The sequence below is a fragment of the Roseovarius pacificus genome (assembly GCF_900142665.1).
GTDB lineage: Bacteria > Pseudomonadota > Alphaproteobacteria > Rhodobacterales > Rhodobacteraceae > Roseovarius > Roseovarius pacificus.
Genome location: NZ_FRBR01000002.1, coordinates 279,650 through 301,451 on the forward strand (window position 1 = coordinate 279,650; position 21,802 = coordinate 301,451).

The 21,802-nt window shown below is 61.2% G+C and carries 20 protein-coding genes; 9 read left to right on the forward strand and 11 right to left on the reverse strand.

What is annotated here, in order from left to right:
- Window positions 1–33: 33 nt before the first annotated feature.
- The 8 genes from BUB53_RS06950 to BUB53_RS06985 all read right to left on the reverse strand — a co-directional run bounded on the left by BUB53_RS06950 (window position 34) and on the right by BUB53_RS06985 (window position 7,153).
- Complete coding sequence (locus BUB53_RS06950) at window positions 34–834, reverse strand: N-acyl homoserine lactonase family protein (protein ID WP_073033971.1); 801 nt, start codon at window positions 832–834, stop codon at window positions 34–36.
- Between the two features lie 10 nt (window positions 835–844).
- Window positions 845–1,576 carry an ABC transporter ATP-binding protein gene (locus tag BUB53_RS06955; protein WP_073033972.1) on the reverse strand — a complete coding sequence of 244 codons (732 nt, stop codon included), beginning with the start codon at window positions 1,574–1,576 and terminating at the stop codon, window positions 845–847.
- Window positions 1,569–2,348 carry an ABC transporter ATP-binding protein gene (locus BUB53_RS06960; protein ID WP_073033973.1) on the reverse strand — a complete coding sequence of 260 codons (780 nt, stop codon included), beginning with the start codon at window positions 2,346–2,348 and terminating at the stop codon, window positions 1,569–1,571. The genes BUB53_RS06955 and BUB53_RS06960 overlap by 8 nt, the downstream gene beginning before the upstream one ends.
- Entirely contained in the window at window positions 2,348–3,334 is a 987-nt protein-coding gene (locus BUB53_RS06965; protein ID WP_073033974.1) for a branched-chain amino acid ABC transporter permease, read from the reverse strand. The genes BUB53_RS06960 and BUB53_RS06965 overlap by 1 nt, the downstream gene beginning before the upstream one ends.
- Window positions 3,327–4,226: a branched-chain amino acid ABC transporter permease gene (locus BUB53_RS06970; RefSeq protein ID WP_073033975.1), complete on the reverse strand. Its 900-nt coding sequence runs from the start codon at window positions 4,224–4,226 to the stop codon at window positions 3,327–3,329. The genes BUB53_RS06965 and BUB53_RS06970 overlap by 8 nt, the downstream gene beginning before the upstream one ends.
- On the reverse strand, window positions 4,223–5,116 hold the full coding sequence (locus tag BUB53_RS06975) for an NAD(P)-dependent oxidoreductase (protein WP_073033976.1): 894 nt from the start codon (window positions 5,114–5,116) through the stop codon (window positions 4,223–4,225). The genes BUB53_RS06970 and BUB53_RS06975 overlap by 4 nt, the downstream gene beginning before the upstream one ends.
- A 4-nt stretch (window positions 5,117–5,120) precedes the next feature.
- Complete coding sequence (locus tag BUB53_RS06980) at window positions 5,121–5,870, reverse strand: SDR family NAD(P)-dependent oxidoreductase (protein WP_073033977.1); 750 nt, start codon at window positions 5,868–5,870, stop codon at window positions 5,121–5,123.
- Between the two features lie 74 nt (window positions 5,871–5,944).
- Entirely contained in the window at window positions 5,945–7,153 is a 1,209-nt protein-coding gene (locus BUB53_RS06985; RefSeq protein ID WP_073033978.1) for an ABC transporter substrate-binding protein, read from the reverse strand.
- A gap of 257 nt (window positions 7,154–7,410) precedes the next feature.
- Between BUB53_RS06985 and BUB53_RS06990 the strand changes: the two genes are divergently transcribed.
- Entirely contained in the window at window positions 7,411–8,640 is a 1,230-nt protein-coding gene (locus tag BUB53_RS06990) for a CaiB/BaiF CoA transferase family protein (protein WP_073033979.1), read from the forward strand.
- 310 nt (window positions 8,641–8,950) lie between these two features.
- Window positions 8,951–10,480 (forward strand): succinate CoA transferase, encoded by a 1,530-nt coding sequence (locus tag BUB53_RS06995; protein WP_073033980.1) that lies wholly within the window; start codon window positions 8,951–8,953, stop codon window positions 10,478–10,480.
- Window positions 10,481–10,660: 180 nt separating this feature from the next.
- On the opposite strand, the gene BUB53_RS07000 is transcribed toward BUB53_RS06995, so the two are convergent.
- The gene (locus BUB53_RS07000; protein WP_073033981.1) at window positions 10,661–12,625 is read right to left on the reverse strand and encodes an FAD-dependent oxidoreductase; all 1,965 of its coding nucleotides are present in this window, start codon (window positions 12,623–12,625) and stop codon (window positions 10,661–10,663) included.
- A 93-nt stretch (window positions 12,626–12,718) separates the two neighbouring features.
- Between BUB53_RS07000 and BUB53_RS07005 the strand changes: the two genes are divergently transcribed.
- Window positions 12,719–13,720, forward strand: a complete 1,002-nt coding sequence (locus BUB53_RS07005; RefSeq protein WP_073033982.1) for a LysR family transcriptional regulator — start codon at window positions 12,719–12,721, stop codon at window positions 13,718–13,720.
- Between the two features lie 179 nt (window positions 13,721–13,899).
- Entirely contained in the window at window positions 13,900–14,793 is an 894-nt protein-coding gene (locus BUB53_RS07010) for a GNAT family N-acetyltransferase (RefSeq protein WP_073034057.1), read from the forward strand.
- A 28-nt stretch (window positions 14,794–14,821) separates the two neighbouring features.
- Here the strand turns inward: BUB53_RS07010 and BUB53_RS07015 are convergent, their stop codons facing one another.
- Entirely contained in the window at window positions 14,822–16,111 is a 1,290-nt protein-coding gene (locus BUB53_RS07015) for an NAD(P)/FAD-dependent oxidoreductase (protein ID WP_073033983.1), read from the reverse strand.
- A 15-nt stretch (window positions 16,112–16,126) separates the two neighbouring features.
- Entirely contained in the window at window positions 16,127–16,792 is a 666-nt protein-coding gene (locus BUB53_RS07020; protein ID WP_073033984.1) for a haloacid dehalogenase type II, read from the reverse strand.
- Window positions 16,793–17,011: 219 nt separating this feature from the next.
- On the opposite strand from BUB53_RS07020, the gene BUB53_RS07025 reads away from it, so the two are divergent.
- From BUB53_RS07025 to BUB53_RS07045, 5 genes are all read left to right on the forward strand, one after another.
- Entirely contained in the window at window positions 17,012–17,380 is a 369-nt protein-coding gene (locus BUB53_RS07025; RefSeq protein WP_073033985.1) for a cupin domain-containing protein, read from the forward strand.
- Window positions 17,381–17,393: 13 nt separating this feature from the next.
- Entirely contained in the window at window positions 17,394–18,506 is a 1,113-nt protein-coding gene (argE, locus tag BUB53_RS07030; RefSeq protein WP_073033986.1) for an acetylornithine deacetylase, read from the forward strand.
- A gap of 134 nt (window positions 18,507–18,640) precedes the next feature.
- The gene (locus BUB53_RS07035) at window positions 18,641–19,486 is read left to right on the forward strand and encodes a GNAT family N-acetyltransferase (RefSeq protein ID WP_073033987.1); all 846 of its coding nucleotides are present in this window, start codon (window positions 18,641–18,643) and stop codon (window positions 19,484–19,486) included.
- Window positions 19,487–19,503: 17 nt separating this feature from the next.
- Window positions 19,504–20,877, forward strand: coding sequence for an aspartate aminotransferase family protein (locus tag BUB53_RS07040; protein ID WP_073033988.1), 1,374 nt, complete (start codon window positions 19,504–19,506; stop codon window positions 20,875–20,877).
- Window positions 20,877–21,788 (forward strand): 2-hydroxyacid dehydrogenase, encoded by a 912-nt coding sequence (locus BUB53_RS07045; protein ID WP_073033989.1) that lies wholly within the window; start codon window positions 20,877–20,879, stop codon window positions 21,786–21,788. The genes BUB53_RS07040 and BUB53_RS07045 overlap by 1 nt, the downstream gene beginning before the upstream one ends.
- Window positions 21,789–21,802: the final 14 nt, after the last annotated feature.

A 21,802-nucleotide genomic window follows, 5' to 3' on the forward strand; every position in this document is an offset into this window, starting at 1 on the left:
CAGGCATGTCGCAGGGGCGCAAAATGCCTCCCTTCATGACGCAACCTCCGGGCGCAAGTCAAGACGCAGGATACGGCCCGCCATGTCCGGGCTGACCGCTGGATAGAGGTCCAAAAGCCTTGGATCATGGGCGGGAAGGATGTGATCGTCGCTGTCTGCCAGGTCCCGGATGCGGTCATGGGCCGCGATCATGTCGGAAATATTGAAGGCGACGGTAAAGGGAATGCCGCGTTGGTATTCCTCGTAATAATGCAGGGCGTCAGATGCCAACACAACCCAGCCCCGCTTGGTCCGGATGCGCAGTATCTCCTGTCCGGCGCAATGGCCTCCGACCCAGTGGGCGCTGATCCCGTCGGCCACGTCGAATTCACGGCCATGCAAATGCAGGCGGCCATCATACAGCAGATGGACCAGCCGGGCTATTTCGTCCGGCCAATAGGCATGGCGGAAGCAGGGCTTTTCCATCCAGGGGCCGGTGACATAGGCCATCTCTTCGGCTTGCATGTAGAATGTCGCGTTCGGCAGAGCGTCAAGATAACCTAGGTGATCGTAATGTGCGTGGGTCAGAACCACGGTCGAAACCTGCTCGGGGTCGATCCCAAGCGCAGCCCAGCCGTCCGGCGGGCTCATCACCTGTATATGCCCGTTCCTCTCGCCCTTTGCCGGGTCGATGCCGGTATCGACCACGATGACATCGTCGTCGCTTTTCAGCACCCAGCAAAAGAAATCCAGCGTCAGGGGCGCGGTTGGATCGGGATCGCTGATAAAGTTGACACCACGCGTACGGGTTTCGTTCGTGGCATGCCGGATGGCGTAGATTTCCCAGGTCTTCATTGGTTCCTCCTCAGGCGGCAGCCGCCCCGAGATAGGCGTCGATCGCCTCCTGACGGGCCGTTTCATCCTTGAGTTCTTCGGCGCTGCGGTGTCCGACGATCCGTCCGCCACGCAGGAAGTGCAGCTCGTCACACAAGCGCATCGTCACGGCGAGGTTCTGTTCGACCAGTACGATGGCAAGGTCGGATTCATGGCGGATCATCGCCAGCCGGTCAAAGACCCGCCGCACAAGCAACGGCGCAAGACCAAGCGATGGTTCGTCAAGAAGCAGCAGCTTGGGGTCCGCAACCAGCCCGCGACCGATGGCCAGCATCTGCTGCTCACCGCCTGACAGGCGCCAGGCCTGGCGATCCACCTTCTCGGCAATCTCGGGGAACAGGTCGAGAACCATCTCCATCCGCTTTTTCCGCTCTGACGCGGTCTTCTGATACCCGCCCAGTATCAGGTTCTCGCGCACGGACAGATCGCCGACGATCTCGCGTCCCTCGGGGACATAGATGATGCCCCGCGCGACGCGGACACGTGCCGGCAGGCTGCTGATATTCTCGCCTTCAAAGACGGCCGATCCCGTGGCGGGCGTAAGGCCGGATACGGCTTTCATGATCGAAGACTTGCCTGCACCGTTCGCGCCAAGCAGGGCAACAACCGCCCCTTTGCCGACCGTAAATGACACCTGGTTTACCGCAGGTGCGCCAGCGCCATAGGCGACTGACAGGTTTTCGATGTTCAGGAGTTCACTCATCGTCATCGCTTCCCAGGTAGATGCGGACCACATCGGGATTGTTGCGCACTGCCTCGGGGTTGCCGACGGCGACGAATTCACCAAAGTTCAGCACGTAGATCCGGTCGCAGATGGACATGACAAGGTCCATGTCATGTTCGACAACGACCATGACCAGATCGGTCGAGGCCAGCTTGCGCAGCACCGCCGTCAGGTCGCGGGTTTCAGAGTTGTTCAGCCCTGCCGCCGGTTCGTCCAGCATAAGGACCGAGGGCTTGCCAACCACCGCGCGGGCGATCTCAACCAGCCGCTGCATACCGGGGGGCAGTTGGCCGGGAAACTTGTCGCCGACATCCGGCAGCCCAAGATCGATCAGCGCGGCATCGGCGGCGTGCGCCATCTCCACGCGTTCCGCCCTGCCACGGGGGAGGGGCAGGAACGCCGAAAGCCAGCCCGCCGTGCAGTTGCGCGCGATGCCCATCATCACGTTCTCCCGCACCGTCAGATCCGGGCAGAGCGCGACATGCTGAAAGCTGCGAACGATCCCTTTGGCCGCGCGGGCGGCGGGAGACAGGCCGTTCAGCGGCGTTCCCGCGTAAGAGATCGTGCCCTGCTGCGGCGAATAGGCCCCGGTCAGGCAGTTGAACAGGCTTGTCTTGCCGGCTCCGTTCGGCCCGATCAGGCCGGTGATTTCGCCCGCGCGGAACTCCACGTCGAGGCCCTTCAGCACCTTGATCCCACCGAAGGAAAGCGCGATCCCCTCGCCGCGCAGGGCATTTGTCAATTGGTCCATCACGACACCTCCGAATTGCGTGACATGGCCTTGCGGATGCGCGGCATGTAGTGGCCAAGCAGGATCATCCCCAACAGCGCGAGGCCATAGAACACCGGGATCCACGCCCCGGATGCGGACAGAAGCTGCGGCACCAGCGTGACGAAGGCACCGCCAAGCAGGACGCGGGGAAGGGAGAGGCCGTAAAAGCTGACCACAGACCCGACCAGCAGAAAGATCGCCTGCCAGAAGGTGAAACCGCCGGGCGAGACCGTCGAGCCCGAGAAGGCCAATGTCGCACCGCAAAGCGCGCCGATCCCGCCGCTGATCCCCATGATCGAGATCCGGGCCCAGACCCTTCGTGTCCCGAACGCGTCAGCGGCGGCCGGATGGGTCTTGGCCAGCAACAGCGCCATGCCCTGCCGCGACAGTCGCAGCCGCGCGACCGCGAAACAGACGATCACCAGCATGACAAGCGCGACATAGTATCGTTGCATCCCCATGCTCACGCCCGGGATAAGGGGTGTGGCGACATAAAGCCCTTCATATCCGCCGGTCAGGCTGTCGAAGTTGTTGATCATCTCCGGCACGGCCAGCGCCAGCGCCAGCGTCGTCACCGCCAGGTAGATGCCGTGCAGGTTGCGCGATGGCCAGGCAAAGAGAATTCCAAAGCACACGCCAAGCAGCAGGGAAAGCGGCACCGATGCCCAGAGCGAAATGCCATACCGGGTGTCCAGCACGCCAACGGAATAGGCGCCAAGCGCGGTGAAAAAGGTGTGTCCGATTGACACTTCTCCGCCGTAGCGGACCAGCAGGGATACCGCCAGCACGCCGATCGAGTTGGCAAAGCAAAGCCCAAGCGTGAAGGTCCAGGACCCGCCAAGCATGAAGGGCATGACGATCAGCGCCGTCAGCACGATCCCTGCCGTCGCCCCGGGGGTGGCGACGCCGGACAGGCGCGTGAAAACCGATTGGTCGGGAGTTATATGGGTCGCATGATTAGACACGGGCGCCTCCGACTTTCTGAAGGATGCCGTTCGGGAAGATGTTCAGCGCCACCAGGATCACCCCCAACAGGAAGGTCGAGGAATATTCGGGCGAGACATAGAAGGTGAAGAGGTTCATCATCACGCCCACAAGGATACCGCCGAAAAGTGCGCCGGGCAGGGATGCAAACCCACCGATTACGGCTGCGGCAAAGGCCTGCAACATGAACGTCGCAACGGTCGTCACCGACAGGAAAGTCGTCGGAACGATCAGCAGCGCCCCAATCACCCCCAGGATTGCTGCCGTGATCCAGGCAAAGTAATGAACCGATTTCAGGTTCAGCCCGCAAACCTCGGCTGCAAAGGGGTTTTCCGAAATCGCCCGAAAGGCGATGCCCAGCTTGGTATAGTCGATCACAATGAAAAGCGCGCCGATGGTGACAATGGCCACGACGAGCACGGTCAGGTCGTACCCCGTGACCAGAAGTCCCAGCACCGACATGGCAAACCGCGGGATAGGCAGGTCAAGCGCCACGATGTCGGCCCCGAACACAAGAAGCGTGACGCCTTGGGCAATAAGCCCGAAGCCAAGTGTGGCGATGGTCGATGTTAGGTCGGACTCAAAAACCACGGGTGAGATGATTGAATAGATCAGGAAGGCAATGGCGACTGCGGCCAGCATGGCCAGCAGAACAGCCGCGCCCCAGCTCAGCGACATCAAGACGCCCGAAGACAAGCCGTAGACCAGGAAGGCCGTCAGACCCGCGACGTTCCCGTGGCTGAAGTTGACAACCCTGGAACACTTGAAGATCATCACCAGCCCAAGAGCGCCAAGCGCATAGAGACACCCGGTGATCATGCCGGACCAGATCAGCGGGAAAAGGTCATAGACCAGACTGCCCCAAAAGGTCATGTTCCCCGCTCCATCTCATCTGCGTCAATAAGCTGGATGACCGAGGGGAAATACTTGCCGCCGAACCCCTTCTCGACCGCGGCCTGATAATAGGCGCGCGCCTGCTCTGCCGCGGGAATGTAGGTTCCCGTCTGGTCGGCCAGATCAAAGACATAGGAAATATCTTTGAGAACATATTCCGCCGGAAAGGATTTCTCGGGAAACTCACGGGGCGCCATTGCCTTTTTGCCGTGGTTGCGCAGCACGAAACTGTCGCCCGAACCCTTGGATACGGCGTCAAGCAAAGTGTCGGCTTCGACCCCGGCCCGTTCACCCAGAACGATCATCTCGGCCAATGCCACCGTATTGGCAAAGACCAGCATGTTATTCACCAGTTTCAGGACCTGGCCGGCTCCGACGTCGCCGCAATGGGTCACGTCCGAGGCCATGTAGTGAAGAACCGGGCGAACTCTTTCGTAACGCGCAGGCTTGCCGCCAACCATGATGCTCAGCTTGCCCTGCTGCGCGGCCTCGCGGGTGCGGGCAACGGGCGCATCAATGAAATCCACACCGTGCGGCTCCAGCATGTCGGCGGTTTCGCGAGCCGAACTCACAGTCGTTGTCGAAAGGTCGACCAGGATCTTTCCGGCGCCCGCGACTGGGCCAATCATCCCAGCGACCTTCTGTACCTGGGGGCCGCCCGGCAGGGACAGACAAATGATGTCCGCCTCCTTTGCAAGCGCCTCGACCGAGTCCATGCGCTCGGCTTTCGTGTCCGACAGCGCGGCGACGGCGTCTTCGGACAGATCAAAGCACAGAACGCGCCCCGGATGCTTTACCGCGATGTTCCGGCACATCGGGCCACCCATCACGCCAAGTCCGATAAATCCTATGGTATCCGTATCTTTCATTGCATCAATCCATCAACATTCCACCGTTCACATCGAGAACGGTGCCGGTGATCCAGTTGGAAGCAGGCGAGGCAAGGAACAGGATCGCCTGGGCAATGTCCTCGGGCTGGCCATAACGACCAAGCGGCACGTTGCCATTGGGGGAGGGGGCAGACCGTTGCGTCACGGTTTCCCACATCGGCGTTTCAACCGGGCCCGGGGCGATGACCGAGGCATAGATCCCCTTGTCGGCGCCATTCTTGGCAACCCACTTCATCAGGCCATGCACAGCTGATTTTGCGGCAACATAGGACGGGCCCGACGCCACGCCGCCGATCTTCGACGCGATGGACCCGAGGGCGACGATCTTGCCAAAGCCCTGCGCTTCCATGATCGGGAAAACCTCGCGAACAGGGTTCACGACCCCCATCAGGTTCACATCCAGAATGGACCGCCATTCGTCGTCGGTCGACTCCACCAGATGCTTGTGAGAGATCGTACCGGCGCACAGGATCAGCGCATCGACAGAGCCGTATCGATCTCGTGTCTCGGTCAGGACCGAGACCGTTTCGTCGCGCGACGTCACGTCGTAGCGGTGATAGACGATACGATCGTTTTCGAATTCTGCACTTTCCGCGATATCGGTGGCGACCACGGTCGCGCCGGCCTCTGCGAGGGCGAGAGCCGTGGCGCGACCGATGCCGCCGACCGCACCCGTGACAATTGCCGTCTTGCCGTCAAGCCGCGCGGGCTCGCTGACTGGTATGAAGGACATGGAATTTCCCTTTTCTGCGCCTGACAAGAAGTCCCCGCCCGCTGGCGTGAGGGCCGGCGAGCGGGTGACCAAGATTATTCGCCCTTGGCTGCGTTGAACGCGACCTCCGGGTAGGGCTGAAACTCGCGCACCAGCACGAATTCACCATCCTTATACTGGATGATGCCTTCCTGGCGGGTGCCCCGATGATCGTCTGCGCTGAAGGTCACGCCGCGTGCACCACCGACGGCCGCATCCGTCATCGTGTTCATTGCCTTCACAAGGTTGTCGCGCGTGATCTCATCACCGCTGTCAAGCAGCAGCTGGAACCCCTTGTGGAACAGGGCGGCATTGCTCCAGCCGTTCAGGCCCAGCACGCCGACCGGATCGTTCGGAAAATATTTGGCGACCGACTCGCGATAGGCAACCACCTCGGGCTCGTCGCTCGACACCGGCAGCAGCCAGGACGAGAAATAAACGCCTTCCAGAAGGTCACCGGCCAGCTTCAGCGTCGAGGGGTCAGCGGTGAAGAACGGTGCGAACCAGGCCGCATCGACGCCCTGAAGGTCGGCAGCCTTGAGTGCCGCCGCAAGGTTGGCGTTCGACCCGTAAAGCAGTACCGTCTCCGCACCGGAATTCTGGATGCGGCGGATATGGGCGCTAAAGCTCGTCGTCTTCACGTCAAAGGGGATCGATTCGACGGGCTCGATGCCAAGGTCAGCCATGACCAGGTCAAAACCACGCTTGGCCGACTTGCCCAGTTCGTCGTTTTCCCAAAGTATGGCGATCTTGGAATGTCCAAGACCGTTCACCGCGTATTCGGCCGAAGACCCGGCGGACCAACCGTAATCGGGCAGTAGCGGGAATACCGCGGGAACCTCGAAAAACTGACTCGATCCGCCTACGGGACCAATGATCGGGACGCCGGATTCCCTGGCATAGGGGATGACGGCGACGTTCGTCGCCGTGCCGATCGGGGCGGCAAGCGCAAAGATGTCGTCATCTTCGACCAGGCTCCGGGCCGTGGCGACGCTGCGCGCGGGATCATACCCGTCATCCTTCGTAATGTAGTTGAAGGTCCAGCCGTCCACCTCGCCGGAGTCGTTGAGCATCTTGAAATAGGATTCGGCGGCGTGCGTAAGAACTGCGTAGAACGGAACCGGGCCCGTGATCGGGGTAAAGGCACCGATGGTGACCACCTTGTTTTCCATGTCGATTCCGGACTCGGCACGCGCCTGTCCAGCGACCAGCGCGGCAGCCGTGACAGCGGCAAGCGCAGGGCCTTTCCAAAGTTTTTGCAGCATGATTTCTCCTCCCAGAGACTATGTATGGCTGTATTTCATGGCATCTGACACGATACCGCCCCCGGGCGGCTCTGTTCCGCGATGCAGCCTTCAGACATTTCGCGTCCAAAGCGCACTGAACTCAGCCTCCTCTTTGCCAATATTCAGATCGCCCTTGACGTCTTCATAATGCATTATGCATTCTGTTGCTGGCAAGGAAAAAATGAAATACCCGCGAAAACAGATGTATTGACAGAGCGCGGACAAGGAGAAAATGCATGAAAAGTGGAATTCTGGCTGGAAAAACCGTGGTGGAACTGGGCAGCATGATCGCTGCCCCCTTTGCCACGCATCTGCTGAATCAGCTTGGCGCCGACGTTATCAAAATCGAACCTCCCGCCGGAGAAACGACGCGAAAGCTGGTGCGGGGTGGGCCAAGCGGCAGCTATATCGCGTTCAACCGGGGGAAGCGCAGCCTCTGCCTTGATATGGCTGCAGATGAGGGGCAGGCGGCATTCCGCAAGCTGATCGCAAGCACGGACATCGTCGTGCAGAACCTGTCACCCTCTGCCGCGCGAAAACTGGGCGCTACCTTTGAGGTCTGCAATGCAATCAATCCCGACATCATATTTTGCCACATCAAGGGCTATGGGGCCGGCCCGCTGGAAGAACGGGTCGCCTCGAATCCTATCGCAGAAGCAGCCACCGGCGTGATGTACTATAACCGCCCCGACGGGCGCCCGGCCCGGCTCGGCCCCTCGTATCATGACCAGTTCGCGGGTTGCTATGCGGCCATCGCTGTTCTTTCGGCGCTCATGTCCGACCGCTCCCAGGACAAGCGCGACATCGAGATCGGGCTTTATGAAACCGGCCTGCACATCGCGGCGCGCGACCTTCTGGGCGTGCAGCTCAAGACGCAACTGCTTGGCCGGCCCGAGCAAGAGCCCTCGGCCGAGTTTTCCATCCCTGGCTATGGTGCATATGAAACCCGCGATGGTCGCTGGATTTATCTTGTGATGCTCACGGATGAGCACTGGCGGAAATTCTGCGCGGCCACCGGCCTGACTGTGGACCCCGAACTTGCCGCATTGCGCCAACGACGGGCCCGACGTCCGGATGTCGAAGCGCTTGTCACGGCGGCTGTCGCCGATGTTGATTTCGACGATCTTGTCGCCAAGCTCGATGCCAATGGCGTGGGCCACACTGAAGTCCTGCCGCTTGATCGCGTGCTTGAGGCGCCGCAGGCTAAATCGGGGGAGAAGGTCTCGGACTTCGGCTTTGCCGGGTACGACTTCCAGGCACCGGAATTGCCGCTTGGCCCTCTGCTTGGTCCGGTCGCCGAGTCTCTGCCGCCCCCATATCTTGGCGAGCATACCGCGCAAATTCTGCAAGATCTGGGTTATACCGAATCGCAGGTATCCGACATTGTCGGTCACGGTGCGGCGGTCGTGTCTGACCCTGACGCCCAGCTTTGGGCCAAACCCCGGGACCGTGCGACAGTAGGCTGACGCCTGATCCATGGAAAACAAAACCACTGAAAATGGTCCTGCCGGTTATGCGGTTCTGTCTTCGGGCGGGACCGCTTGTCGTTTGCTTTGTCTCAACCTGCACATGCTGCGGCCATAGCGCGGCTTGTCTTGCTGCTGGAATTTCGCAATACGTAGAATATAATGCATTATTTAGCATGCCATTTATCTGTGTGTCTGGAGGTTTATCCAATTTTTTGCGAGAAAATGTTAAATAATCTCTATTTATCGAAATAATAATGCATTATATGATCGATAACTTTCCAGCCATTGACCGTGATTGAGGCCCACAATGACCAAAATCGTCCCTAACGCATCCTGCGCTCGCATTCGCGACGCTTCCCTTTTTTCGCGTATCGTATCCGCCGACACGGCGGCGGGCCTGATCCGCGACGGAATGGTCGTTGGAATGTCCGGGTTCACAAGGTCGGGCGAAGCAAAGGCCGTGCCTCTTGCTTTGGCCCGCCGTGCCAAAACCGATGCGGTGGGGATCACGCTGATCACGGGGGCGTCCCTCGGCAATGATCTGGATGGTCTGCTTGCCGACAGTGGAGTGATCCGGCGCCGGTTGCCGTTCCAGTCAGACCCACGCCTGCGCGACCGGATCAATGACGGCACTGTCATGTATCTCGATCAGCACCTGTCCGAAACTGTTGAACATCTGCGATCAGGCCAGTTTCCGGCGCCCGATGTCGCCATTATCGAGGCTGCGGCCATCACCGAGGATGGGGGCATCGTGCCAACCACTTCGGTCGGCAACTCGGCTGGCTTCGCGACCCAGGCTCAGCAGGTGATCGTTGAAATCAACGCTTTTGTGCCTTCGGCCCTTGAAGGGATGCACGACATTTATATTCCCGCTGACAGACCTGTCCGCGACCCGATTGCCCTGCGCACTCCGCAGGATCGGATCGGTGACAGCGTCATCCGCGTCGACAGAGACCGGATCGTCGCAATCGTCCTGTCCGACCGGCATGACAGCTTTGCCGCCCTAGGAGCGGGTGATGACGACACGCGCGCAATTTCCGAGCATATCATCGACTTTCTTCAGCGCGAGGTCGCACGCGGCGCGCTTCCGAAGTCCCTTCGTCCACTTCAGGCCGGGATTGGGACCATCGCCAATTCCGTCCTGTCCGGGCTTGCCGAATCGCCGTTCTCGGGCATGACAATGTATTCCGAAGTCTTGCAGGATTCGGCATTCGACCTGCTGGATGCCGGCAAGCTCGATTTCGCCTCGGCGTCCTCGATCACACTCAGCGCGACAAGACATGCCGATGTGATGGGACGTCTGGCAGAGTATCGTGATCGTCTTGTGCTGCGCCCGCAAGAGATTTCAAACCACCCCGAGATTGTGCGTCGCCTTGGCATTATCGCGATCAACACGGCACTGGAATTCGACATCTACGGGAACGTGAATTCCACCCATGTCATGGGAAGCCACATGATGAACGGCATCGGCGGATCGGGTGATTTCGCGCGCAATTCCGGTCTGTCGATCTTTGTCACCAAATCTGTAGCCAAGGGTGGGAATATCACCTCGCTGGTGCCGATGGTCAGTCATGTGGACCACACCGAACACGATGTAGACGTGATCGTGACTGAGCTGGGGCTGGCCGACCTGCGTGGACTTGCCCCGCGCGAACGCGCACGGGTCATCATCGATAACTGTGCCCATCCTGATTGGCGGGATAGCCTCAGCGATTATTTCAAACGTGCGTGCAATCGTGGCGGGCAAACCCCCCATGTGCTTGAAGAAGCATTTAAGTGGCACTGTGCATTCCGGGACACCGGCTCCATGGTCAAGAATATGGCAATCTCCGGATGATCGCAGCGATGCGCAACCTTTCAGGTCGATCATGAAGTTGACGGTTCGACAATAAACTGAACTGAATTACAGCACCGGGAATTCCAGGGCAGCGGATAATCGGTCTCAAGTCAGGCTGCTCTGACAGCGCCTTCCAAAGCAGCTCGCCAGACGTCCGGACGCGCGGTCTGTTCGCATGGGTCAGGCGGATATCGCGGTGACATAGGCCTCGCGGACGGCGGCATGCACATCGCGCGAAGCGGCCGCATCGCCAAGAAGATGCACCTTGCCCGAAAATGCCCGGCATGACCTCAGGTCGCGATAAAGCTCGTTCAGGGGCTGGGTGCCGTGTTCGACCACGATCTGATCGGCATGGAGTGTCACCGCCTCTCTGCTGAAGCAATGGGCGAACTCTGCGCTGATGCCATTGGCGTCCCGTGTGACGCGGATCAGATCAAGATCGGGCATGACCCCGATCCCCTGTTGGGCAAAGCGTTTTCGGTAGCCTGTGTTGTCCTGATAGGGCATTTCCTGCCCGATCATGCCGTCACTGGTGGTGAAGGTCACCTTGCTGCCGGTTTGCCTGACACGAAGGGCGCAGGATGGGGCAGGGGCGCGGCCTGTTCCGTCGTGGATCAGGACATGTGCCGCCGGGGTGGCTGTGCCGGACAGAATGTCCCATGTGGACACGCAGAACTCGGCGCCGTCGATTCCATCGAGGTCGGGGAGGCCCCCGGTCGCAACGAAAACCGTGTCCGGCGTTTCGGCCAGGATATCGTCAAGCCCGGCGTAGCAATTCATCCTGACATCCACGCCAAGCCGGGTCAGTTCCGCAAGCCGCCAGTCGACAAGGCCGATCAGGTTCGCCCGTTCCAGCCCACGCGTTGCCAAACCGAGCTGTCCGCCGGCCTGTGCCCCGGCTTCGAGCAGCAGGACATCATGCCCCCGCAGGGCACAGACCCGGGCGGCCTCGAGCCCGGCAATGCCCCCGCCGACCACAACGACACGGCCCGGCGTATCCGCTCGCGGAACGGTGTGAGGAATGCTGAGTTCGTTGCCGGTGGCGGCGTTGTGAATGCAGGTGGCCTTTTTGTAGAGACAGTAAGAAGCGCCGACACAGGGGCGGATACGGTCCTCGGTTCCGTCGAGAAGGTGTTGCACCAGATGTGGATCGGCCAGATGCGCGCGGGTCATGCCGACAAGATCCACGATCCCCTCGCGGATGGCGTGGCGGGCCGTCGCGGTGTCCCGGATGCCGCCCGCGTGGATCAGTGGCAGGGTGGTTTCGGCGCGAAAGCGGGCAACGGACGTCAGATAGGGCGCATCGGGTTGAAACATTCCCGGCATGTTGTCCTCTGACAAGAACAGGTCGCTGTCCATCCGCCCGTAGATGGCGTCGAAGAAATCGACCAGCCCTTCGCGTTCGAACATCCGGGCCAGGGCGATGCCGTCTTCGGCGCTCAGGCCACCCTCGGTGCCTTCGTCGATGATCAGCCGGATGCCGATGGCGATGCTGTCGCCCACGGCCTCGCGGATGGCTTCATGGACCATCAGGCCAAAGCGTGCGCGATTTTCAAGCGAGCCGCCGAATTCGTCGGTTCGCCGATTGGCCAGCGGTGACATGAACTGACCGATCAGGTGGCCGCCACAGAGGGTTTCGATCCCGTCGAGCCCACCGTCCCGTGCGCGTTTTGCGGCATCGGCGTAATCCGAAATCACGCGGTCGATGTCATCGCGATCCATCTCGCGGGGGAACCCGCGGCTGCGGACCTCACGAATGGGGGAGGGGGCAATGGTCGGGCGCCAGTCGCCGTGAAAGGCATTTGCACGGCGTCCAAGGTGTGAAATCTGGGTCATCACCGCGGCCCCCTGCGCATGAATGCGGGCGGAAAGGCTTTGGAGATAGGGAACGATCCGATCGTCGCTCATGTCCAGTTGCCCGCCACCCCAGCTTGAGTCGCGCGACACCATCGCACTGCCGCCGATCATCGTCATCGCCAGTCCGCCACGGGCCTTTTCCTCGTGATAGGCCTGATAGCGTTCACCGGGCATTCCGCCATCGTCCTTCATCGAGGCATGGCTGGTGCTGACGATCCGGTTGCGAAGGTTCAGCTTGCCCAGAGCGAACGGTGCCAGTAGCGGGTCGTTGGTCTGCGGTCTGGTCATGGGGTCTGATCCTCCTGTCGTTCTGACCACCCTCCACCAGAAAGAGGTACTGTTACAGATTGAAAAACCGGGCAGAGCCTATACGCTCAGCGTATGACCGAACTGTCCCATCTCATTTCCTCTCCCAAATCGCTGCTCGTCTTCGAGGCCGCTGCGCGGCATGGCAGCTTCAGCCGAGCGGCAAAGGATTTCAACATTTCGCAACCCTCGATCAGCCGCAACATCGCGCAGCTTGAACAGGATATCGGGCAACCCCTGTTCGTGCGCGGGGCCGGTGGCGCAACGCTTACCGAGGCGGGGCAATTCCTGTTTGCGGCCGCCAGCGACGGGTTGAACCGCATTGCCGATGCGGTGGCCACGCTTCGGGCTCAAAGCGAGGTTCAAAGCCCGGAGATCGTTCTTTCGCTGTCCAATGCCTTTGTCACCAACTGGCTGGTCTCGCGTCTGGCCGTACTCTCCGACAGTTTCCCCGAAGCGGTGCTGCGCTTTGATCTGGTGGCGGGGACGCGAAAGAAGGTGGCGGGAGAGGTGGATATCGCGACGCTCATCACCGACCCTACGCCGGGCGCCATTGTTCTGGCCCCTGAGGTAATCGTTCCGGTTTGCAGCCCGGATTATCTGTCGGCACATGGCCGCGTCACGGGGCCGGACGCCATGTCTGGTGAAAACGCTGCCGCAGGGCACCGTTTTTTGCATCTTTCGGATCATGAGAAAACAATCTGGGCACCGGTGCTGGGTAAGGCGGACGCTATCGGCGCCGGGGGTATATGGCATGAATTTTCAGATTATGCGGCGATCATCCAGGCAGCAATGGATGGGTCCGGGATTGCGCTTGGCTGGCTGAGTGTCGTTGCGGGCAGCCTGCGCAGCGGGCGGCTTGTTCCCGCCTGGCAGGGCCGCTGGATCGAAACCGGCCGTGTCGTTCAGCTGCTGTCGACGCGGCCGGGGCCGATGCGCCCGATGGCGCAGGACATCGCGCGCTGGATCTGCGCGCGGATGAACGAAGATATCGAAGCCGTTGCCGATCTGGGGGCCGGACCAAGGGTCCATCGGCGGCCGCAGCATAATATGTGGGATGGTTTCGGAATTCGGTAGAAAAAATCTTTGAGTATGTCGCATGTTAACCGGGACATAGAGTATTGCCCCGTGCGTATAAGAACACCATACAGGAAGTACGTTTCATGCAGCCCAAAAACGGTGATGTCAGAGTTGGCCCGGGGGGCCTTTATGAAATCGGGACCGACAGGTCCAGTTCCGAGCGTTACGCGGCCTTCATGTCAAGGTCTACCCCGGAGGATAAGGAGCAGTTCCGCCTTGATGCCTACAACGCGACCATTCGCCCGATCACGCCCGACGACCGGGCTTTGCTGCATGAACTGACCCTTTCCGTTTTCTGGCGTCACCGAACCCATGACCTGGATCTCTTCATGTCGCTGGGACAGGGCTATATCGCATTGGATGAAATCGGCCGGCCTTTGGGATCGGCAATGTATTTCCCGGTCGGGCAGGATTTTGCCACGTTTGGGTTGATGATCACCATGCCACGATTGCAGGCTCTAGGTGCCGGGCGCCGGTTGTTGCGCCGTATCCTGAAGGATTGCGAAGGTCGCGATTTGCGGCTTATGGCCACAAAATCGGCCTATTGGCTGTATGAATCCGCCGGATTCGTCCCCGTCGGAACGATCTGGCAGCAAGAGGGCGTGGCGCGGGACATCCACCCTCCCAATCCAGTGACAGGGCTTGAGGTCCGCCCGTTGGAATCTGCGCACATGCCAGCGGTTTATGCGCTTGACGCGCAGGCCTATGGGGCCGACCGCGAGGTTATCCTGAACAAGCTTCTGGGCCTCTCCGAAGGGGTCGTTGCGCTGCGTGACGGTGTGGTCTGTGGGTATGCAATGATACACCCCTTTGGCCGGGTCGAAGTCATCGGGCCTATCGTGGCTGAAGACGACAGCATGGCGATGCATATTTGTGCCTCGCTGATCCAGCGGCGTAAGGGGCACGAACTGCGTGTGGACACGCCCCAGCAAAGCGAGCATTTCAAGGCGTTTCTTTCTGCCGCCGGTCTGGGTGTCGTGGATACGGTGACCGAAATGCGTATAGGCCGCTCCCGCCGGTCGACGGAAGGGCCGGTTATTTACGGACTCGCAGCGCAATCCCTGGGGTGATGTCGGCGGGCCTTTTCGGGTGTGTTGTTCAGGACAGGCGATCCTTGAGCCCGAACCACATCCCGACAAGCGGAAGGAACCAGGGCTTGCCGCTGTGCAGAGGAATGCTGGGCCAGTCGAAACCTGCAAGCGGGTTGCTGTCCGTTCGCCCCATGGCCATGTCGGCCAGGGATTGTCCGATCAGCGTCGATAATTGCGCCCCGTGACCGGAATAGCCCATGCCGTAGATCATGCCGTCGGTTTCGCCCGCGCGTGGGAAGCGATCCTTTGTCATGCCGACCAGCCCGCCCCAGCAATAGTCGATGTCGACATCGGCCAGATGTGGAAATATCCCGGCCATGGAGCGGCGCAGGATTTCACCGGAAGTAGCGTCGGAGCGCTGATCCGACACCGCGGAGAACCGCGCGCGCCCGCCAAAGATCAGGCGGTTGTCCGGTGACAGGCGAAAATAATTGCCGATGTTCAGCGATGTGACACAGGTTCGGTTGCCGGGCATCGTGGCGGCAATTTCGGCCTTGCTCAGCGGGCGGGTCGCGACGATGAAGGACCCGACCGAGATGATCCGGCGCCGAAAATAGGCAAGGGGTGCCTGCGGATAGCTTGCCGAATAGGCCCCGGTCGCGACGATGACACGTTCGGCCCGGATTGAGCCCTTGGGCGTGGTCAGGTCCCAGCCCGATCCGTTGCGGGTTCTCCCGGTGAGGGGGGCGTCCTCCCAGATCAATGCGCCGTGGCGGTGCGCCGCCATGGCAAGCCCATGCACGTATCGGCCCATATGCATCATGGCGGATTTGCCATAGAGTATCGCGCCGTGGAACGCGTCGGAACCGATTTCCTCTTTCAGGTCCGCCTTGTCGATCCAGCTTGTATCCGGGTCCACTTCGCGGTTGAGTAATTCGAAGCTGGAGCGCAGCCCATCGACATGCGATGCCTTCGACGCCAGCTTGAGCTTGCCCGAGCGGCGGAAGTCGCAGGCGATGTCCTCTTCGGCGATGACGTCCTCGATCATGTCGATCGAACGGTCATAGGCCTTGTAGAGGGCATGCGCCCGCTCTGAGCCGAAATGCTTCTTTGCCTCTGCATATCCATGCGCCATGCCATTGTTCAGATGGCCGCCATTGCGACCCGATCCGCCGGCCCCGATCTGCTGCGCCTCGAGAAGGGCAACGCTGACCCCTTCGCGGGCCAGCTTCCGGACGGCATTCAGCCCTGTGAAACCGCCGCCGATCACCGCAACGTCGACCTTGCCCGCGACCGGGCCCGGCTGAGCCTCGGCGAAGGGTGTGGCGGTGTCTTGCCAGTAGGACATGTATTTCATGGTATGCTCCGGTCCTTACAGGCCGACGACTGCCGCCAGCCCCGAGATGTCCTTGATCTCGGTGTAGCCGTAGTAAGGGTTGGCCGGTTCATGGCCGCGATTGACCCAGACCTTGTTCCTGATGCCCAGATCATGCGCGGTCATCAGATCATAGCGGAAGCTGGACGAGACGTGCAGCACGTCCTCGGGGCCGCAGCCCAGCATGTCGAACATGTATTCAAAGGCTTTCATCTGCGGCTTGTAGGCCTGTGCGCTTTCGGCGGTATAGACATGGGCGATCGGCGCGCCGAGTTTCTCGATGTTATGCGGAATCTGATCGTTCATCGCGTTGGTCAGCGCCACCAGCGGAATCTTGTCGGCGATCCTGGCCAGACCGGCCGGTACGTCCGCATGCGGCCCCCAGGTGGGCACGCGGTTGTAGATATCCACGGCGATGGCCGGATCGAAGGCGATGCCGTGACGCTTGCAGGTCCGTTCGAGCGCGTTATGCACCAGGTCGGCATAGGGTTTCCACGCGCCGAGAACCTCGTCTAGCCGGTAGGCCGAGAAATCTACGATGAAAGTCTCCATCTGTTCCGGCGAGAGCACATCGGCATAGTTCGCGCGGGTGCCGCCAGCCATATCGAAGTTGATCATCGTGCCGTGGCAGTCGAAGGTTATGAATTTGGGGTGGAAGGTCATTTTGGTCTCCAGGTTCTGTGCCGCTATCTTTGCCGGGATTTTGCCAAAGCGCTTGCCGTGTTCGCCGAATAAAAAGCAGGAAATAGCGTATCCCCAACGGCTTGCGGCAGGTCGTGCCGCAGGCGCGGTAACTTTGGCCACGGCGACCGGTCGATTGAGGGCAGAGTGTGTATACAAGACAATCACGCGCCGCTGGCGCCACTTATGGAAAGCCCTGCCATGACTTATCTCGTTGCGATTGACACCGCCCCCGTCTTTGAGCCCCGCAAGGATGTCGCCGCGCCAGAGCGCCTGATCGAAGGGGCGCCCGCCTTTCAGACATGGGAACTGGACAGCGCGCTGGCGGAGGCCGCGAAATGGGGCAAGATCCGCACCGGCATCTGGGAAGCGACCCCCGGCACCACGCGTTCCATCAAGGGCGATACGTTCGAGTTCTGTCACATTCTTTCCGGTCGCGTCGAAATCGGCGAAGAGGGTGGTGAAGCGCACTCATTTGGTCCCGGTGACAGTTTCGTTCTGAAGCCCGGATTCGTCGGAACATGGAAAACACTCGAGACCGTGCGCAAGATATTCATCATCGCATCCTGAAAGGAGGGCTGAAATGGATCTTTCTGCCGCCGATCTGCTTGAACGACTGGTCGCCTTTCCCAGTGTCGTGGGCACCCCCAACGATGAGTTGATGGCCTTCGTTGCCGAATATCTTGCTGCCCATGACGTGCCTTATACCCTTCTGCAAGGACCCGAGGGCGACCGTTCGAACCTGTTCGCGACGATTGGCGATGCCTCGCGTCCGGGCTACATCCTGTCCGGGCATGTCGATGTGGTTCCCGCACAGGAGCCGGAATGGCAGGGAGACCCATTCGTCATGCGGCGTGTCGATGGCCGGATGATCGGGCGCGGCTGCTGCGACATGAAGGGATATGTTGCGGCGGTTCTTGCCGCGGTTCCGGCCCTGCGTCGCATGACGTTGTCCGCTCCGATCCACATTGCCTTGTCCTATGACGAAGAGGCGGGCTGTCGGGGGGTGCCGCATATGCTGGCGGCGCTGCCGGATCTCTGCGCGGCGCCATTGGGCTGCATCGTCGGAGAGCCGACGGGGATGGTTCCGGTTCTGGCGCACAAGGGTAAGTCCGCGCTGCGGCTGACAGCCGGGGGGCGCGGAGGGCACAGTTCGCGCCCCGATCTTGGAAGCAATGCGATCCACAGCCTGTTGCCCGCGCTTGAGGCGGCGGTGGCGCAGGCGGCGGCGCTGCAAACGGGTCCGCAGGATGACCGTTTTGCGCCCCCGTATTCGACATTGCAGGTCGGCACCATCAGGGGCGGGCAGGCAATCAACATCATTCCCGAAACGGCAGTGGCCGAGATCGAGGCGCGGGCCATTGCCGGGGTCGATCCCAAGGCGCTTCTGGAGCCTGTTCTGAGCGTTCTTGGCGCCGATGTGCAGGCGGACTGGCTGTCGTCTTATCCGGCACTTGCGCTGGAGGCGGATCATCCGCTGGTCGGGCTGGTCGTGGGTATATCGGGGAACACATCGCTGGGAGCGGTCAGTTTCGGGACCGAGGCCGGGTTGTTCCAGAAGGCGGGCGTGCCCGCGATCATCTGCGGCCCCGGTGACATCGCCCGCGCGCACCGGCCCGAAGAATACCTGACCGAAGCAGAGCTTGCCGCCGCAGGGGAGATGATCCTTGCTCTGGGGCGGTTCCTGTTGGTCTGACGCCAGGACAGCGGCGGCATTTCCTGCGGCGGCGTCACCGGCATGAAACCAAAAATGCCGCCAGCGACGGGGATCAAGACAAAACTGCCATCGGCCCGGCGCTAGGCTGAAGATGAACGAAGCGGAACATTGCCATGACCCTTGCCAAGCCCGACAGCGCGACGCTGTCCCGGACCGAGATTACCTTTGCCGCCTTTACGCCGGACCACATTCCCGGCGCCATGCGGCTTTCGCAGGCGGTCAGCTGGCCACATCGCGCCGAAGACTGGGCGTTGTCCCTGTCCGTGTCAAAAGGGGTTGTCGCCCTGGCCGGAGGGCAGGTCGTCGGAACGGCGCTGTGTTCGGATTCTGGCCCGGTTGCGACGCTGAACATGATCATTGTCGATGCCGCCTTGCGCGGTCGTGGGCTTGGGCGTGCCGTGATGGAGCGGATCATCGACCTAGCCGGTTCGCGGGAAATGCGCCTGGTGGCGACCACGGATGGCCTGCCGCTGTATGAAAAGCTGGGTTTCAAGGCCGAAAGCCGGATTTCACAGCATCAGGGGCAGGCCCGCGCCATCAGCGGCGAGAGTTCCGTGACCACCGGCGCGCTAGAGGATATCGCGCGGCTTGCGCGGATGGATGAGGCGGCGTCGGGCCTTTCGCGCGAGGGCCTGCTGCGAAAAATTGCCGAGAATGGCGAGATTCTTATTGTGGATCAGGGGTTTGCCCTGCTGCGCGATTTTGGCCGGGGCAAGGTTGTTGGTCCGATCGTGGCGCAAGAGTCCGTTTCGGCGCGGGCGCTGCTGAGCGAAGCGGCGCGCCGCTGTGAGGGCCGGTTCCTGCGTATCGACCTGCCCGAGGACAGCGGCCTGTCCGATCATGCCGAAGCGCTTGGTCTTGCCCTCGTTGGGGGCGGTATCGCCATGCGACGCGATGCCCGCCCCGTTCGCAACACTGAATTCAAAACCTTTGCCCTCGTGTCTCAGGCACTGGGCTGATTCCATCGGAGACTGACATGCTTGCCAATTCCCTTGTTGAACTGGACCGCCAACACCTTGTTCACCCCGTTTCCTCCTTTCGCGGTCATGAAGAGCGCGGGGTGCGTGTCCTGCGCTCAGCCAAGGGGGCGACGGTTACCGATTCCGAGGGCCGCGAGCTGCTTGACGGTTTCGCCGGGCTGTGGTGCGTCAATGCCGGCTACGGACACGAAAGCGTGGTTGAAGCCGCCGCTCGGCAGATGCGCGACCTGCCTTATGCCACCGGTTATTTCGATCTGGGCGCAGAAGCGCCGATCCGTCTTGCCGCCGCCCTTGCGGAACGCAGCCCGGGCGATCTGAATCACATCTATTTCTCTCTCGGCGGCTCTGACGCGGTGGACAGCACGATCCGCTTTGTCCGCTATTATTGGCATTCCAAGGGACAGCCCGGGCGCGATCAGTTCATCTCGGTCGAGCAGGGCTATCACGGGTCTACGACCATGGGCGCGGGGCTGACGGCCCTTCCGGGTTTCCATGACGGGTTCGGCGTGCCCTATGCCTGGCAGCACAAAATTTCGTCGCATTACCTTTACCGCAATCCGCTGGGGGACGATCCGCAGGCCGTCATCGATGCCTCGGTCGCAGAACTGCGCGCCAAGGTTGCGGAGATCGGCGAGGAAAAGGTGGCGGCGTTCTATGTCGAACCTGTCCAGGGGTCCGGTGGCGTGTTGGTTCCGCCGAAAGGCTGGATCAAGGCTATGCGCGACGTCTGCGCGGAACTGGATATTCTGTTCATTGCGGATGAAGTCATCACCGGCTTTGGCCGCACCGGCCCGATCTTTGCCTGCGAAGACGAGGGCATCGTGCCGGACCTGATGACCTGCGCCAAGGGCTTGACGTCCGGTTATATTCCGATGGGCGCGGTGTTCATGCGCGATCATGTCTACGAGACCATTGCCGAAGGCGCGGGAGCCAAGGCCGTGGGCCATGGCTTTACCTATTCGGCGCATCCGGTTTCTGCCGCCGTCGCGCTTGAGGTTCTCGCGCTGTACGAGGGCGGGTTGTTCGAAAACGGTGTGAAGGCGGGCGTCCGCCTGATGGCAGGCCTCGAGTCGCTGCGCGATCATCCGCTTGTGGGGGATGTGCGCGGACGCGGGATGCTGGCGGCGGTTGAGCTGGTAACGGACAAGGTCAAAAAGACTCCGTTGCCCGCTTCGATGCAGCCTGCCACCCGTCTGTTCGATCGGGCCTGGGAGCAGGGGCTGATCGTGCGATCCTTCGCGCAGGGTATTTTTGCCTACGCGCCGCCGCTGTGTTGCACCGATGCCGAGATCGACGCAATCGTCGAGCGCACCCGAAAGGTGCTTGATCTTACGCTGGAGGACTCGGAGATTCGCGCGGTCCTTCGCTGATGGCGCTGCTGTTCCTGTCGACGCCCGAGCGGGCCGCCGTATGGGGGCCGATTTTTGCCGGGGCCGGAGAGGACATGATCGTCGGTGAGGAGGCGGTGAGCGATCCCGCAGCCGTCACCCATATCCTTTGCTGGGTTCCGCCTGAGGATCTGAAGCGCTATCCGAACCTGGAGGCGGTGATCAGTGCCGGCGCGGGCGTGGATCAGATGCCGCCGATGCCGGAGGGTGTTGCGCTTGTGCGGACCATCGCTCCGGGGATCGAGGAAATGGTACGTGACTGGGTGGTCATGGCCACCCTTATGCTGCATCGCGACATGCCGATTTATCTGCATCAGGCGAACCGTGGGCAATGGTCTGCCCATGCGGTTCCCCGGACGCGGGGCGTTCGGGTTGGGATCATGGGTATCGGTCGCATCGGTCGGCTGGTGGCCTGGACCCTCGGGACGATGGGGTTCGAGGTTTCGGGCTGGTCCCGGTCGGGTCAACCGGTCGAGGGGGTGGCGGTCTACGGAGAAGCCGATCTGGACGCCTTTCTGGCGCAGGCAGAAATTCTGGTCTGCCTTTTGCCGCTGACGGAGGATACGCGTGCAATCCTGAGTGCGAAGTTGTTCGAAAAACTGCCCCGGGGCGCGCGGCTGGTTCACGCAGGGCGTGGGGCGCAACTGGACATGGATGCACTGAAATCGGCGTTGGACCGGGGCCAGCTGGCGTCGGCCATGCTGGATGTGACGAATCCGGAACCTCTGCCCGAAGATCACTGGGCCTGGCACGACCCGCGGATCGTCATCACGCCACATGTGGCAGCAAGCACCGATCACGCGGAAGGTGCGCGTCATGCGCTTGAGGTGATCCGGACAGGGCGGAACAGAGAGGAACTGCCAGGTCGGATCGATCAGCAAAGGGGATATTGAGGCCCAGCCATGGC